At 30.1% G+C, this 15,820-nt stretch carries 16 protein-coding genes; 12 read left to right on the top strand and 4 right to left on the bottom strand.

Going from position 1 to position 15,820, the window contains the following annotated elements; translation table 11 throughout:
- Window positions 1–3: 3 nt before the first annotated feature.
- A complete protein-coding gene (locus tag ACZ5N4_RS19740; protein WP_464204221.1) occupies window positions 4–864 on the top strand; it encodes a ribonuclease HII in 861 nt (286 codons plus the stop codon).
- Between the two features lie 167 nt (window positions 865–1,031).
- Here the strand turns inward: ACZ5N4_RS19740 and ACZ5N4_RS19735 are convergent, their stop codons facing one another.
- On the bottom strand, window positions 1,032–1,400 hold the full coding sequence (locus tag ACZ5N4_RS19735; RefSeq protein ID WP_464204220.1) for a YraN family protein: 369 nt from the start codon (window positions 1,398–1,400) through the stop codon (window positions 1,032–1,034).
- A 419-nt stretch (window positions 1,401–1,819) separates the two neighbouring features.
- On the opposite strand from ACZ5N4_RS19735, the gene ACZ5N4_RS19730 reads away from it, so the two are divergent.
- Window positions 1,820–3,343: a YifB family Mg chelatase-like AAA ATPase gene (locus ACZ5N4_RS19730; protein ID WP_464204219.1), complete on the top strand. Its 1,524-nt coding sequence runs from the start codon at window positions 1,820–1,822 to the stop codon at window positions 3,341–3,343.
- Between the two features lie 127 nt (window positions 3,344–3,470).
- Here the strand turns inward: ACZ5N4_RS19730 and ACZ5N4_RS19725 are convergent, their stop codons facing one another.
- Together ACZ5N4_RS19725 and ACZ5N4_RS19720 are read right to left on the bottom strand one after the other, a co-directional pair.
- The gene (locus ACZ5N4_RS19725) at window positions 3,471–4,292 is read right to left on the bottom strand and encodes a TIM barrel protein (RefSeq protein WP_464204218.1); all 822 of its coding nucleotides are present in this window, start codon (window positions 4,290–4,292) and stop codon (window positions 3,471–3,473) included.
- Between the two features lie 20 nt (window positions 4,293–4,312).
- Window positions 4,313–5,116: an MBL fold metallo-hydrolase gene (locus ACZ5N4_RS19720; RefSeq protein WP_464204217.1), complete on the bottom strand. Its 804-nt coding sequence runs from the start codon at window positions 5,114–5,116 to the stop codon at window positions 4,313–4,315.
- A gap of 342 nt (window positions 5,117–5,458) precedes the next feature.
- On the opposite strand from ACZ5N4_RS19720, the gene dprA reads away from it, so the two are divergent.
- The 10 genes from dprA (at window position 5,459) to ACZ5N4_RS19670 (ending at window position 15,560) form a co-directional block, all read left to right on the top strand.
- Window positions 5,459–6,547, top strand: coding sequence for a DNA-processing protein DprA (gene dprA / locus ACZ5N4_RS19715; protein ID WP_464204216.1), 1,089 nt, complete (start codon window positions 5,459–5,461; stop codon window positions 6,545–6,547).
- A gap of 262 nt (window positions 6,548–6,809) precedes the next feature.
- Window positions 6,810–8,948 carry a type I DNA topoisomerase gene (gene topA, locus ACZ5N4_RS19710; protein WP_464204215.1) on the top strand — a complete coding sequence of 713 codons (2,139 nt, stop codon included), beginning with the start codon at window positions 6,810–6,812 and terminating at the stop codon, window positions 8,946–8,948.
- A gap of 255 nt (window positions 8,949–9,203) precedes the next feature.
- The gene (gene codY, locus ACZ5N4_RS19705) at window positions 9,204–9,980 is read left to right on the top strand and encodes a GTP-sensing pleiotropic transcriptional regulator CodY (RefSeq protein WP_464204214.1); all 777 of its coding nucleotides are present in this window, start codon (window positions 9,204–9,206) and stop codon (window positions 9,978–9,980) included.
- A gap of 387 nt (window positions 9,981–10,367) precedes the next feature.
- Window positions 10,368–11,069, top strand: coding sequence for a 30S ribosomal protein S2 (gene rpsB / locus ACZ5N4_RS19700; protein WP_464204213.1), 702 nt, complete (start codon window positions 10,368–10,370; stop codon window positions 11,067–11,069).
- Window positions 11,070–11,139: 70 nt separating this feature from the next.
- Window positions 11,140–12,060, top strand: a complete 921-nt coding sequence (gene tsf / locus ACZ5N4_RS19695; RefSeq protein WP_464204212.1) for a translation elongation factor Ts — start codon at window positions 11,140–11,142, stop codon at window positions 12,058–12,060.
- An 87-nt stretch (window positions 12,061–12,147) separates the two neighbouring features.
- Window positions 12,148–12,861: a UMP kinase gene (pyrH, locus tag ACZ5N4_RS19690; RefSeq protein WP_308039313.1), complete on the top strand. Its 714-nt coding sequence runs from the start codon at window positions 12,148–12,150 to the stop codon at window positions 12,859–12,861.
- Between the two features lie 29 nt (window positions 12,862–12,890).
- Entirely contained in the window at window positions 12,891–13,448 is a 558-nt protein-coding gene (gene frr, locus ACZ5N4_RS19685; protein ID WP_211144375.1) for a ribosome recycling factor, read from the top strand.
- An 81-nt stretch (window positions 13,449–13,529) separates the two neighbouring features.
- A complete protein-coding gene (locus ACZ5N4_RS19680; protein ID WP_464204211.1) occupies window positions 13,530–14,294 on the top strand; it encodes an isoprenyl transferase in 765 nt (254 codons plus the stop codon).
- A gap of 23 nt (window positions 14,295–14,317) precedes the next feature.
- Complete coding sequence (locus ACZ5N4_RS19675) at window positions 14,318–15,115, top strand: phosphatidate cytidylyltransferase (RefSeq protein WP_464204210.1); 798 nt, start codon at window positions 14,318–14,320, stop codon at window positions 15,113–15,115.
- Between the two features lie 130 nt (window positions 15,116–15,245).
- Complete coding sequence (locus ACZ5N4_RS19670) at window positions 15,246–15,560, top strand: spore coat protein (RefSeq protein ID WP_464204209.1); 315 nt, start codon at window positions 15,246–15,248, stop codon at window positions 15,558–15,560.
- 41 nt (window positions 15,561–15,601) lie between these two features.
- Here the strand turns inward: ACZ5N4_RS19670 and ACZ5N4_RS19665 are convergent, their stop codons facing one another.
- Window positions 15,602–15,733, bottom strand: a complete 132-nt coding sequence (locus tag ACZ5N4_RS19665; RefSeq protein WP_464204208.1) for a hypothetical protein — start codon at window positions 15,731–15,733, stop codon at window positions 15,602–15,604.
- Window positions 15,734–15,820 lie beyond the last annotated feature (87 nt).

Genomic DNA, 15,820 nt, shown 5'->3' with positions numbered 1-15,820 from the left:
ATTATGAATACAAATGTAGCTAATGAAATTGAAATTAGTAAAATGGAAGAAGATTTATTTGAGAATGCTGGCAAACTAAACTTTAACAATATAAAGACTTATACGGCGTATATTAAAAATAACTATTCCGAAGTTGGAAAAGAAAAGTTATATAGAATCATAGAATGTCTTAATAAGGACACAAGAAAAAATGTATTAAGTTTAGCTGAAAGTCTAGGAAAATTTATTGAAAAAAATGAAAATGAAATTTCTAGAGTGAAAGATATGTATGAATTTGACAAAAGCTTTGGAAAGTATATATATGTAGCTGGTGTAGATGAGGTCGGCAGAGGGCCATTAGCAGGGCCAATAGCTGCGGCTGCTGTGGTTCTAAAATTAAATTACAAAGAAGATAATGATTTGATTTTAGGAGTAAAGGATTCAAAAAAGCTTTCACCAAAAAATAGAGAAGCATTATCAAATATAATAAAAGAAAAGGCTGTAAGTTATAACGTAGCTGTCTTAAATAGTACTGAAATCGATGATAAAGGTATAGCATGGTGTAATAATGAAGTGCTTAGGAGAGCGGTTTTAGGGTTGAAAGTTTCTCCGGATATTGTATTATCAGATGGATATGCCGTTAAAAACTTAAACATACATAATGAGTTTATAATAAAAGGAGATGCTAGAAGTGCTAGTATAGCAGCTGCTTCTATAGTAGCTAAAGTCTACAGAGATAATTTAATGAGGGAGTATTCTGGTATGTATCCTCACTATGGTTTTGAGAATAATGCAGGATATGGAACTGAAGAACATATTCAGGCAATAAAAAAATTAGGTACATGTAAAATACATAGAATGAGCTTTTTAAGAAATATAATATAGAATTTATAATTAGAGAATGACACTTTTAAGTTTAAAGTGTCATTCATTGCGTTAACGTAAGATAAATGTTAAGGTATTTCTAAAAACAGCTCATATAATCTTAATACTCAATATTATAATTAAAGCTAAGCCTACTTGGTTTAGCCTTATATAAACATAGAAGAAACTTATATTTGGAAAGCATCTTTTATAAGCCTAATGGACGGAGTGTTATTGGAATTATTTAATATGATTTCTATAACATCAAATCTAAAGTTAAACTTAAAAAGTTTTTTTCTCATTATATAAGCTTCAGCAGTTTTATAAATTCTTCTTTGTTTTGAATAATTTACTGCTTCACAGGGGCTTCCATATATGGAGCCATATCGAGTTTTTACCTCAATAAAACATATATAATCTCCATCCTTTCCTATTATATCTATTTCACCGATTTTACATCTAAAGTTTCTATCTAGAACTGTATATCCGACTTGCCTTAAATAAGTTTCAGCAATCTCTTCGCCCAGGGATCCTATATCCTTGTTAAAAGAATGCATAAATTCTCTCCTTTCATTAAGATTACTATCTTATATGTATATTTTAATGAATTAAACACAATATGTAAATAATTTCCTTAAATGTAAGTTCTATATTTTTGGTTAGATATTTTATCTGATAGCTACCGAATCTAATACCCCTTCTTAATAGGATGAAGAGAAAGAGCCGCTGTTGTGCTATTAGGTAAAGGTTTTTAAGCTTCATAATGGGGTTAAAATCCTATGTGAAGTCAAGAAATCTGTTGCAGATGTACGAAATACTAATATGTTTTAATTTTAGCAATATTAATTTAATTTGTAAATACGATATGTATCAAGGGAAAATTATATTATAGGTCATTTTTATAATGATAGGGCCTTTGTGGGATTTTATGTATATAAACTATTTTAAATGTCAAAGCTTTAACAGAGGTGATATTATGGCAGTAAAAATTAAAGCTGCTACTTTTACAGGAATAGAAGGTGTTATGGTTTCTGTAGAGGTTGACATTGAAAGAGGATTACCCTGTTTTAATATTGTAGGACTTGCAGATATGTCTGTTAAAGAATCAAAAGAAAGGGTAAGGGCAGCTATAGTAAACTCTGGCTTTGAGTTTCCTATAAATAGAATAATAATAAATCTTGCCCCGGCAGATGTAAAAAAAGTAGGATCATTATTTGATTTACCTATTGCTATAGGAATACTAATAGCTACAGAGCAAATAAGTTTTGATGATGCAAATGATTTCTTGATAATTGGAGAATTATCTCTTTCTGGTGATCTTAAAGGAGTTAAAGGAGTATTGCCTATTGGAATAGAAAGCAAAAATAATAATATAAACAATTTTATTATTCCCATGGAAAATGCTGAAGAATCTTCAATTATAAATGGAGCCAAAATATATCCTTTTGAAAATTTAAAAGAAGTAGTTTCATATATTAAATATAGAGATTTAATGCCCTACTATTGTAAAAAGCAAAAATATAAAATTGAGAACAGATTGGATTTTGAGGATGTAGTAGGACAAGAAAGTTGTAAAAGAGCTGTAGAGGTAGCAGCAGCAGGCAACCATAATATAGCTATGATTGGGCCACCAGGAAGCGGGAAAACCATGATAGCGCAAAGAATACCAACTATTTTACCTCCTTTAAGCTACGATGAGGCTTTAGAGGTAACTAAAATCTATAGTGTATCTGGAAATTTAGAAAAAAATAAAGGACTTATTTACGAAAGGCCTTTTAGAAACCCTCATCACACTACTACCACCACTGCTCTAGTAGGTGGCGGAAGAAATTTAATGCCAGGAGAGGTATCTTTAGCACAAAATGGTGTACTGTTTTTAGATGAGGTTTTAGAATTCAAAAAAAGCGTTTTAGAAGTATTAAGACAGCCTATGGAAGATAGAAATATTAAAATAAGCAGGATGACTGGAGCGGTGACCTATCCAAGCAATTTTATGGCGGTTATTTCTACTAATCCATGTCAGTGCGGCTTTTATGGTTCTATGAAACAGTGCACCTGTAGTGAATACGAAAGAAGAAGATATATAAGTAAGTTATCAGGTCCACTGCTAGATAGAATAGATTTATTTACATTTGTAAACACTCTTTCCTATGAGGAACTTCAAGCTAAATCTAAAGGTACAGCGGAATCATCAAAAAATATCCGATTAAGAGTTGAAAAAGCTAGGAAGATACAAAAAAATAGGTTTAAAAATGAAAAAATATATTGTAATTCACAAATGGACAGTAGACTTATAAAGAAGTACTGTAAGATAAATAGTAAAACCAATAAAATTATAGAAAAAATTTATAATAGGTATAACTTAAGTACTAGAGCATACAGTAGAATATTAAAAGTATCTAGAACTATTGCTGATTTAAATGGAAGAGAATCTATACAAGAAATGGATATAATAGAAGCACTTCAGTATAGAAGATTTTTAAATGAAAAGATTATTTAAGCACAGTCACCAATGAACTGTGCCTAAATAATTTTTTAACTTAATAGGAAATACAATTTTTAATAAGATAAAAGTATATTATATTTCTATGAATATTTTGATAAGTTTTTTTAAATGTTAAAAGAATCTACCATAATTTTTTATAAGTTTCTTTTAATAAAAGTGCATCTTTTTCAAGTACAGGACTTTCACATATTATACATCCTTTTACATCAAAATCTTTCAAAGCTTTTAAGCAATCAAAAAAGTTAAAGTCACTTTCAAGAAAAGGAAGATGATTTCGTTCTCCTTTTATACTATAATTTATTCCAGACATATGCATGTGTAAATCTTTTAATGCTGATTCTCCTAACTCCTGTTGTATGTAATTTAGGATTTCAGCAAAATCATTATAGCTTTTTAAGCTTCCATTATATCTTGCATGTATATGAGAGAAGTCTATGCATAATTTACAACTAGGTACTTCTTTGCAAATAGAAACTAGCTCTTCAAGACTTCCAAACTGAGTTCCTTTTCCTGTAGTTTCTAATCTATAGTCAACTCCATTATAAGGAAGTTTAAGTAGGTTTTCCTTTATAGTATTGTAAGTTTCTTCTTTAGAGTCTTTTAAATAATAACCAGCATGGAAAATTAGACTTTTCCCACCAACCTTTAAAAGACCATCTGTACCTTTAAGTATTCTTTCCATAGATTGTGATTGCTTGTCTTCTTCGTCAGCATTTAAGTTGATATAATATGAACCATGAGCTGAAAGATAGAAGTCATTTTTTAATTTTGCAGCTAATATCAAATCTTTATTTTTTTCAGTAACGTTAACTGATCGTACAAATGGAAGCTCCATTGCGTCAAGGCCTATAGATTTTAAATAACTAATAGCAGAAATATAATTAAATTTTTGTGAACCATCTCCAATTGGAATACCAGATATTCCAAATAACAGCTTATCCATTACAAATCATCCTTTCAAAACTAAAGATATAATGTTTCTAGATCATTTGGTATGATTATGTTTCCATCAAAAAATTTCCTGCCTTCCTCAGAGTAAAGCTCTTTTCGTTTTGGCAAGTTTTTATCTTCAGTGTGAATTAAAACTATATTCTTTACATTTAATTTTGATGCATTTTCACAAGCATCCTTTACTGTAGAATGAAACTTTTCATAAGGTTTAAATAGTTCTTTCTGTGAGTATAAACAAAAAGCTTCATGGATAAGATAATCTACACCATAGCTGTAGTTATACAATTTATCATTATAAGGTTCATCACCTAAAAAAGTAAGAGTTTTTCCATTAATTAAATTTGTAGTAAAGCCAAATTGAAGCTGTTTAGTACTCTTAATATCAAAGAATTTTATGTTCCAATCTATTATTTTTCTAGAACAATTATCCGAAATTTCTTCAAAAAATATCCTATTATCGATATATTGAGTAAACTTTTTTTGAAGCAGCAAGTTACTTATTGTTCTAATTATACTGATCACTTCTTTATGACAGTAAATATATAAATTACCTTCATAATTACCATTTAATATCTGTTGAGCAGCAGCTCTTATTATCCATACTATTCCGGTGATGTGATCATTATGGCTGTGAGATATAAAAACATTGTGAATCTTATTAATGGGTACATCAGCCTTTTCTAAGTTTGAAAGTATGGTGTTTCCGCCGCCTGTATCTACAAGAAAGTGTTCATCTCCATTAGATAGGGTAAAACATGTATTGTAACATTTGGTAACCATAGCAGATCCAGTACCTAGTATAACTATTTTTTCCACAATCAAATCTCCCTTCATGTAGTAAATATTGCAAATCTATAAGTTGATTTTAATAAACAAATAATAATATAACATAGAAATAAATATAAAACTACAATATTTGCTTTTGTATATTTAATCTATAAAATAAATTGAATAAAAGTAGGGAATTCTGACAAGAATTTTAAGGATCTGAAAGATAACAAATCAAAAGTTATAGCATACTTTGCGACTGAGAAGTAAATAGAGTTTGGTGATAGTTTACTATCAGTGGTTTTATTGATGCAGTAGGTCGTAAATTTGGCATACTGACTTATTGTTTCTGAATATGTATGGTATAACATATTCAAGAAAGGAGAAAAAATGGACATATATGATTTATGGTTTTGCTCAGTAAATTTATCAAATAGAATTAAGTTAAGTTTAATTAAGAATTTTAATAGTTTAGAAGAAATATGGTACTATAGCAATTATGAGGGAAAAAATATAGATATAAGCATGGAGCATGAAAAGGTTAAATATTATTTAAAAAAAGCATGGAATAAAAGCTCATTAGAAGATTTGCTAAAAGTAATTAAAGATAAAGGTATTGAAAGTATAAATTTTTATAATAATAAATATCCAAATAAATTAAAAAATCAAATAGATGCACCTGCAGTATTATTTTATAAAGGTAACATAGAAAGACTTAATAAAAATTTAAGTGTAGGAATTATAGGGGCGAGAAATTGTAGTATTTATGGTAGAAATGCAGCAGCTATTATAAGTAAGGAGATTTCTGCTTATAATATAAATATTATAAGTGGAATGGCAAGAGGAATTGATGCTTGTGCACATAGAGCTTCAGTGGAAAACAAAGGTTACACTTGCGCAGTATTAGGCTCAGGCGTTGATGTAGTATATCCTAGGGAAAATAAGAAGTTATATGGAGATATATTGGAAAATGGATGTGTAATTTCGGAATTTCTACCAGGAACAATGCCTCTTAGTCGTAATTTCCCTATAAGAAATAGGATTATTAGTGGGTTAAGTGACTTAATAATTGTTGTAGAAGCAGCGGAAAAAAGTGGTTCTTTAATTACAGCAGGATTGGCACTGGAACAAGGAAAAGATATAGTAGCAGTACCTGGTTCCGTTTTTTCAGAGGTAAGCAAAGGAACTAATAAACTAATTAGAGATGGAGCGTATCCTTTTACAAATTTTGAAGATTTATTTCAAATTTTAAATATTCAGTATAGAGCAAATAATAAGACGAATACCTTGAAAAAAAGCGGCTTGCAAAGACAAATTTATAATATTTTAACTAATGAACCTATACATGTAGATGATATATTTAAAAGAACAAATATTGACATAAAACAATTATATGAGGTATTATTTGAATTGCAGCTTGAAGATGAAATATTATGTCTTCCAGGAAACTATTATGTAAAAGTAGAAAGTAAGATTTGATTAACTTAATATGTAGATTAAAGCTTAAATTTAGTTATATTACTTTTGCTCAGCAAATGTATCTAAAAGCTTAGTGAAGATTATATCATATATGGATAAGACGTAAACGTTAGTATTATTGGCTATGGTATAAAATAAGGTATATTTGTTTAAATAAAGAATAGTATTTAGTAAATATAAAGAAAATATATAATAGTGCAACTAGTTCAAAATAAGGGGGTGCAAACACTTCGGTGAAACTTATTATTTACCGGAGTACAAAATGGGACAAAAATTAGTTATAGTTGAATCACCAGCAAAGGCAAAAACCATAGGAAAATATTTAGGTAAGAATTACGTAGTAGAAGCATCTATGGGACATGTAAGAGATCTTCCTAAAAGTCAATTAGGAGTTGATATAGATAATGAATACAATCCTAAATATATAACTATAAGAGGTAAGGGAGAATTATTAGATAAATTAAAAAAAGAAGCTAAGAAAAGTGAAAAAGTATACTTGGCAACGGACCCTGATAGGGAAGGAGAAGCGATTTCGTGGCATTTAGCACATATACTTAAGCTAAACGAACAAGAAAAATGTAGAATAGAATTTCATGAAATCACTAAAAATGCAATAAAAAGTGCTATAAAAGAGCCAAGAGAAATAAACGTTAATTTAGTAAATGCTCAACAAGCTAGAAGAGTTTTAGACAGACTAGTTGGTTATAAAATTAGTCCTATACTTTGGAGAAAAGTAAAATGGGGGCTAAGTGCAGGAAGAGTTCAATCCGTTGCATTAAGAATGATATGTGATAGGGAAAAAGAAATATTAGACTTTATACCTAAAGAGTATTGGACAGTTGAATGTGCACTTCATAAGGGAGATTCTAAAAAAACTTTTAATGTTAGACTTACTACCTTAGGTAAGAAAAAAATTGAAATTAGCAATAAAGAAGAAGTAGATAAAATAATAAAAGAACTAGAAAATGGGGAATTTATAGTAAAGAGCATTAAAAGGACTTCTAAAAATAAAAATCCTTTACCACCTTTTACTACAAGTACTCTACAACAAGATGCTTATAAGAAAATGAATTTTGCAACAAAACGAACTATGTCAATTGCACAACAACTATATGAAGGTATAGATATAAAAGGATTTGGAACAGTGGGTCTTATCACATATATGAGAACGGACTCTGTAAGAATATCCACAGAAGCGCAAGAGTCTTGCAAAAACTTTATAATAAATCAATATGGAGATGGATATGTTCCTAAAGAAACAAGAAACTATAAAGGCAAAAAAAATGCTCAAGATGCTCATGAAGCTATAAGACCAACTCATGTGGAGATTACTCCTGAAATTGCCAAAGCGAGCTTAAAGGATGAACAGTATAAATTATATTCTTTAATTTGGAATAGATTTGTTGCAAGCCAAATGTCTTCATGCATAATGGATGTTACATCAATAAACATAGCTAATGGGGATTATGGTCTTAAGGCTAGTGGATCTATAGTTAAATTTGATGGCTTTATGAAGGTGTATGAATACTCAACTGATGAGGAAAAAGAGGACATCAATTTACCTGAGCTAAGCGAAGACGAAAAGCTTATAAAAAAATCTATAGATGGAAAACAACATTTTACTCAACCACCTGCTAGGTTTTCGGAGGCAAGTCTTGTTAAGACATTGGAGGAAAATGGCATAGGAAGACCAAGTACGTATGCACCTATTATATCTACATTATTAGAAAGAAAGTATGTTGAAAGAGAAAAGAAAACTTTAAAGCCAACAGAACTTGGAGATATAGTAAATAACATAGTCAGTGAGTATTTTAAACAGATAGTTGATCTTGAGTTTACAGCTGAAATGGAAGAAAAATTAGATAATGTAGAAGACGGAAATGCAAATTGGAATGAAATTGTAGGGCAATTTTTTACACCTTTAAAAGATGCAATAGATATAGCAGAAAGAGAAGTAGCTAAGATAACAATAGAAGATAAGGTTACAGATATAGAGTGTGAGAAGTGTGGAAGAAATATGGTTATTAAACACGGAAGATTTGGTGACTTTCTTGCATGCCCAGGTTATCCTGACTGTAAAAATACAAAGCCATTAGTAGAAGAATTAGAAGTTAAATGTCCAAAGTGCGTTGGAAAGATATTAGTAAAAAAGAGTAAAAAAGGAAGAAAGTTTTATGGATGTAGCAATTATCCAGATTGTGACTTTGTAAGTTGGTTTGAACCAGCAGCAGAAAAGTGTTCAGTTTGCGGTAGTATGATGGTAAAAAAATATAGCAAGTCTAAAGGAAATTACTTGGAATGCACAAATTCTGAGTGCAAGAATGTAGAATACAAAGTAGAGGGAGAAAATATAAATAATTCTGTAAATGACATCAAAAATGTTAACAATAATAAAGGATAAAGGAAATATATCAAAAAATATTAATAAATATGTCGAATATTACAAAATTACTGTTGAAATGTACTTGCTATTATGTTATTATAATTAAAGAATAAGAAATAATTCTAAATATTTCAAAAAGTCTAAATTGTTGGCACAATAATCTTGCTTGTTTTTGACAATAATAATTAAAAAGGAATGTATGAACTTTATAATACCATTTGATTTGTGAATTTAGGTTGTTTATATAAAAGATAATATTAAGGAGGAGTGCAAATGTCATCGTTATTAAATAAAACAAGAATGTTAAATAAGATACTGCAGAAGACAGGAACTGAACCAGTAGTTTTTGATGATATATGTAAATTATTAAGCGAGGTACTAAACTGTAATGTTTATATAATAAGCAGAAGAGGAAAGATATTAGGTTTCAATCTTTCTTCAGGATTTGAATGTGACACAGTTAAAGATAAAGTTTTAAATGAGATGAGATTCCCAGAGAATTATAATAATAAGCTATTAAATATTCATGAGACTCTTTCAAATTTAACAAATCAAGGTGATTGTGTATTCGATGAAGACAAATCATGTGGTATAGAGAATAAGTTAACTACAATTGTTCCGATTATTGGTAATAGAGAAAGATTAGGAACTTTATTAATTGCTAGATTCGATGAGCAATTTACAGATGAGGATTTAGTATTATCAGAATATAGTGCTACGATTATTGGACTTGAGATATTAAGAGCTAAGCATGATGAAATAGAGGAAGATGCTAGAAAAAAAGCTGTTGTACAACTTGCAATAGGTACTCTTTCTTATTCAGAATTAGAAGCTGTAGAACATATATTTAATGAATTAGATGGAACCGAGGGATTACTTGTAGCATCTAAAATAGCGGATAAAGTTGGTATTACAAGATCAGTAATTGTAAATGCGCTAAGAAAATTCGAAAGTGCTGGAGTTATCGAATCAAGATCATTAGGTATGAAAGGTACTCATATAAGAATACTTAATGAAAAGTTACTTGATGAATTAAAGAAAATAAAGTAGTGTGAATGGAGAATTATCTAATTCTCCATTTTTATTTAAAGTTATGAAAGTGAAACTTGAATTATATAAGAGTATTAGAGTGAGTAGTCATCGGATAAAAATGTGGTTTAAATAGAACATTGAAGGTAAATTATTTTTGTTCATAGTATAAATTTGTAAAATTTAGATGATAATAATCATTAGAGTTTAATATCATAAATTTTATACATAAAATATTTTTAAATTTATTTATATAAATTTAAAAATGTTGTTGAATAGCATTAATTCATATGATATACTACAAAAGGTAGAAAAATACACACACTACCCAATTTATAAAATGGTGCCGAATAAGGTATTTTATAGATATGACGGTAGTGGAGGGAAAACCTAGGAGGGAAAAATATTATGTCAGTTATTTCAATGAAACAATTATTAGAAGCAGGTGTTCATTTCGGACATCAAACAAGAAGATGGAACCCTAAAATGGCTCCTTATATCTTCACAGAAAGAAACGGAATCTACATAATCGATTTACAAAAAACTGTTAAAAAAGTTGAAGAAGCTTATGATTTTGTGAGATCAGTTTCAGAAGAAGGAAAAGATGTACTTTTCGTAGGAACTAAGAAACAAGCTCAAGAAGCTATTGGAGAAGAATCAGTAAGATCAGGAATGCACTTCGTTAACAATAGATGGTTAGGTGGAATGCTAACAAACTTTACAACAATCAAAGCAAGAATAAAAAAATTAGAAGAATTAGAAGCTATGGAAGCAGATGGAACTTTTGAAGTTCTTCCAAAGAAAGAAGTTATAAAGCTTAAGAATGAAAAAGAAAAATTAGAAAAGAACTTAGGCGGAATTAAAGAAATGGACTCAAACAACATTGGAGCATTATTTGTTGTTGACCCAAGAAAAGAAAAAAATGCTATATCAGAAGCTAAAATTCTTGGAATTCCAGTAGTAGCTATAGTTGACACTAACTGTGACCCAGATGAAGTTGATTACGTTATACCTGGAAATGATGATGCAATAAGAGCTGTAAAATTAATAACAGCTAAAATTGCTGATGCTATAATTGAAGGAAGACAAGGCGAACAATTAGCTGAATAATTTAATTAGGGTAGATGAAGATATTTCTTCATTTACCTTTTAAATTAAGTTTGAATAGGAGGAATTTACTATGATTACTGCACAGATGGTAAAAGAATTAAGAGAAAGAACTGGGGCAGGCATGATGGACTGCAAAAAAGCTTTAAATGAATCTAATGGAGATTCAGAAAAAGCTGTAGAAATATTAAGAGAAAAAGGTTTAGCAGCTGCGGCTAAAAAGGCTGGAAGAGTAGCAGCAGAAGGATTAGTTAAAACATACATTTCTGAAAATGGAAAAGTTGCTTCAATAGTAGAAGTTAACTGTGAAACAGACTTCGTTGCAGCTAATGAAGCTTTTGTAGAATTAGCTGATAATGTTGCAAAGCAAGCTTCAAATTCAAAAGCTACAACTGTAGAAGAATTAATTGAAGAAAAGTACATAGCAGATGAAAATATAACAATTAAAGATGCTGTAACTGCACTAATTGCAAAATTAGGTGAAAACATGGCAGTTAGAAGATTTGAAAAATTAGCTGTTGAAAATGGAGTAATCGAAAGTTATATTCACGGCGGCGGAAGAATAGGTGTTCTTGTTAAAGTTGAATGTGAAAAAGAAAGCTCAGTTTTAAAAGAGGTTGCTAAAGATGTAGCTATGCAAGTTGCTGCAACTAACCCTCTATTCTTAAACAGAGATGCTGTAGATAACGAATCGCTTGAAAAAGAAAAAGAAATCTACAGAGTTCAAGCTTTAAATGAAGGAAAGCCTGAAAAGATAGTTGAAAAAATGGTTATAGGAAGAGTTCAAAAATACTATAAAGAAAACTGTTTAGTTGAACAGGTTTGGGTTAAGAATCCAGATTTAACTATTGAGAAATACCTTCAGGAAAAATCAAAAGAAGTTGGAGCACCAATAACAGTAGCTGCTTATATAAGATTTGAAAAAGGCGAAGGAATCGAAAAGAAAGAAGAAAACTTTGCTGAAGAAGTTCAAAAGCAGATGCAAGGTAAATAGTAACTGAAAAGAGGACACTGCGTGTTCTCTTTTTTTAAGGTATAAACCTTAATATATGTAATTTATGACAATTTGGAGGTATAATATATGTATAATGCTAAATACAAGAGAGTTATGTTAAAGCTATCAGGAGAGGCTCTAGCAGGAGAAAAGGGGTATGGTATAGACTTTGATGTTACTAAAGAGATAGCAGTACAGATAAAAGAATTAGTAGATATGGGTGTAGAAGTAGGTGCTGTAGTTGGCGGTGGAAACATATGGAGAGGCAGAAGTGGAGAAGAAATGGATAGAACTACTGCAGACTATATGGGTATGATGGCTACATGTATAAACGCTTTAGCGCTTCAAGATTCTCTTGAAAACATTGGAGTTAATACAAGAGTCCAAACTGCTATAGAAATGAAAGAAGTAGCAGAACCTTTTATTAGAAGAAGAGCAATGAGACACTTGGAGAAAAATAGAGTTGTAATATTTGGAGCAGGCACTGGAAACCCTTACTTTTCAACAGACACAGCAGCGGCATTAAGAGCTGCTGAAATTGAAGCTGAAGTTATACTTCTTGCTAAGAAAGTTGATGGAGTTTATGATAGGGATCCTCACAAATATAGTGATGCTAAGAAATTTGACAAGTTAAATTATATTGAAGTACTAGAAAAAGGGCTTCAAGTTATGGATTCCACAGCAACATCATTATGTATGGATAATAACATACCTATTTTAGTATTTGGCTTAGATAATCCAGAAAACATAAAAAAAGCGGTATTAGGTGAGTCCATTGGAACTTTAGTTTCCAAGCAGTAAAAATAAATTTATAAGGAGGTATATTTTCAATGATTAAAGACATTTTAAAGTCAGCGGATGAAAGAATGAATAAGACTATATCAGTGCTAAAGAATGAATTAGCTTCAATGAAGGCAGGAAGAGCCACTCCAGCAATGCTAGATAGAATAGAGGCTGAATACTATGGAGCAATGACACCATTAAATCAATTAGCGAACATATCTGTTCCTGAATCAAGAATACTTGCAATTCAACCTTGGGATAGAAGTTCAATAAAAGCTATTGAAAAAGCTATATTAAAGTCAGATCTTGGAATTAACCCTTCAAATGATGGAGAAGTTATAAGACTTATTATTCCAGAGCTTACTGAAGAAACAAGAAAAAATATAGTTAAAAATGTAAAAAAGCTTGGTGAAGATTCAAAGGTTGCCATAAGAGGAATAAGAAGAGATTGTAATGAAAAAATAAAGGCTTTAAAGAAGGAAAGCGAAGTATCTGAAGACGAAATAAAAAAAGCTGAAGATGATATTCAAAAGAAAACAGATAACTTCATCAAAGAAATAGATAAAATGGTTGAAGTTAAAGAGAAGGAAATTATGTCAATATAATTTTGAATTTTAAACCTGCGAATTCGCAGGTTTTTATTAACAAATGAAGGCTTTAATATAAATTATGAATGGAGAGTACATATGTTAAATTTTTTCGGTTTAAAAAAGAAGAATAAAGCTGCCGGTGAAGATATACATATAGACTTAGAGAATATGCCACAGCATATTGCTATAATAATGGATGGCAATGGAAGATGGGCGAAGGAAAGAATGCTTCCAAGAACTATGGGACATAAAGCAGGAGTTGAAGCCATAAGGGAAATTGTAAAAGAATGCAGCAGTTTGGGTATAAAATACTTAACATTATATGCATTTTCAACGGAGAATTGGAAAAGGTCCAATGAAGAAGTAAATGCTCTTATGAATTTATTAGTTCAATACTTAAGAAATGAATTTAAGGAATTAGATGAAAATAATGTTATCATAAATCATATAGGAGATATATTAAAACTTCCACAAGTTTGCCAGCAGGAACTAACAAATGCCTACGAGAATACAAAAAATAATACAGGCTTAACTTTGAACTTAGCACTAAACTATGGTGGAAGAGACGAAATTCTTCGTGCTGTTAAAAAAATATATGAAGAAATTAAAGATGGAAAAATAGAAGAAGATATAGATGAAAATACTATAGCAAGTCATTTGGATACAAAAGGAATGCCAGATCCAGACATAATAATAAGACCAAGTGGGGAACAAAGACTTAGCAACTTCTTACTTTGGCAGTGTGCTTATTCTGAGTTTTGGTATTCTAATATAAAGTGGCCTGACTTTAAAAAGGAACATTTGCATAAAGCGATTTATGATTTCCAAAATAGAGATAGAAGATTTGGAGGCGTGAAGTAAAATTATTGCTAGGAGATGGTTAGATGAATAATAGATATATAGGAGCATTAATTCTTGCACCTTTTATTATATTTCTATTTTTAGGTGGTATATACCTAAAATATGGTATTATGATTTTGTCTCTATTAGGAATGTATGAATTCTACAAAGTGGTAAAATCTAAAAATATTCAGCCAATAACTGTGGCGGGATATTTACTATGTATAGTTTACTATATAACGCTAAATAAAACTATTGATTATAGAATGACTTTTTTTCTTTTAATAATTGCTATTTTTATAATTATGTGTATCCCTGTATTAGATACTGAATATAATTTTATTGATATATCCATTACAATATTAGCGTTTTTATATGTGGCTGTGTTCTTTAGTTTTATTGTTTTGGTTAATAATAAGAATTATGGGAATTATTTAGTTTGGTTAATATTTATATCGTCATGGCTTTGTGATACTACAGCTTATTATACAGGAAAAGCCTTTGGAAAGAGAAAATTATGCCCTAGAGTAAGTCCCAAAAAAACTGTAGAAGGATCTATAGGAGGAATGCTTGGAAGCACTATAGCTTGTGGAGTATTTGGGTATGTGATTAATTCTAATGGAGTTTCTATACCTCTTTATCACTTCTTTTTAATAGGAGCTATTTGTGGAGTGTTCTGCCAATTTGGTGACCTTACTGCGTCATCTATAAAAAGGTATATTGGCGTTAAAGACTACAGTAATCTAATTCCAGGTCACGGAGGTATACTAGATAGATTTGACAGTATACTATTTGCCTCTGTTGTTGTATACTATTACATAACTTTTATTGTAGGAATTTAATATTTAGACTCATAATAAGACTTGAAAGCTTTATTAATATTGCTTTTGGGTCTTTTTATAGTTTCACTTTATTCCCATGGATATTTAAGTATTTACTGAGAAAAATAATTTATGTGGGAGGTGAAATGATATGTCGTGGTTAGATGATCTATTTGGAGTAGATGATACCTCTGATAGTGGGACTAATCTTAATGATAAGGATATAGCTATGGATATGCTCACTTCATCAAAAACTAGAATTAGAATATTAGCTAAAGCAGCTGTTGAAGCTACAAATCCTCAATTGAGACAGATTCTTAGTTGTGAGTTAACTAATAGTGTCAATGAGCATTTTAAACTATCGGATATGGCAGTAAATAAACAATGGTATAATGCTTTTGCAGATCCGGTGCAGAAAATACAGCAAGACGTAGCTGAAGCTCAAAATCTTTCACAAAATCAATAGATATATCTAAAGGAGCCTTTTCATTGCTCCTTTTTATAATTCTATTCAATATCATTTATATACTCAATAATATTCCAAAACTCTTCCCAATCTAGACCAACTTCACCACAAATCTGCACATCAGAATAACCTTTGTCTAGTAATTGTTTTACTATTTCTATGTTATCATTCAATTATATAATCATTGACTTATAGTTTGTTTAAGTCAATGAACTCACCTCTCTTTCTTTTATAATGAAACTGCAATTAATATATAAGTA

Source organism: Clostridium nitrophenolicum (assembly GCF_055391695.1).
Note: the sequence above shows the minus strand (reverse complement) of the source record. Positions and strands in the feature narration are given on the sequence as shown.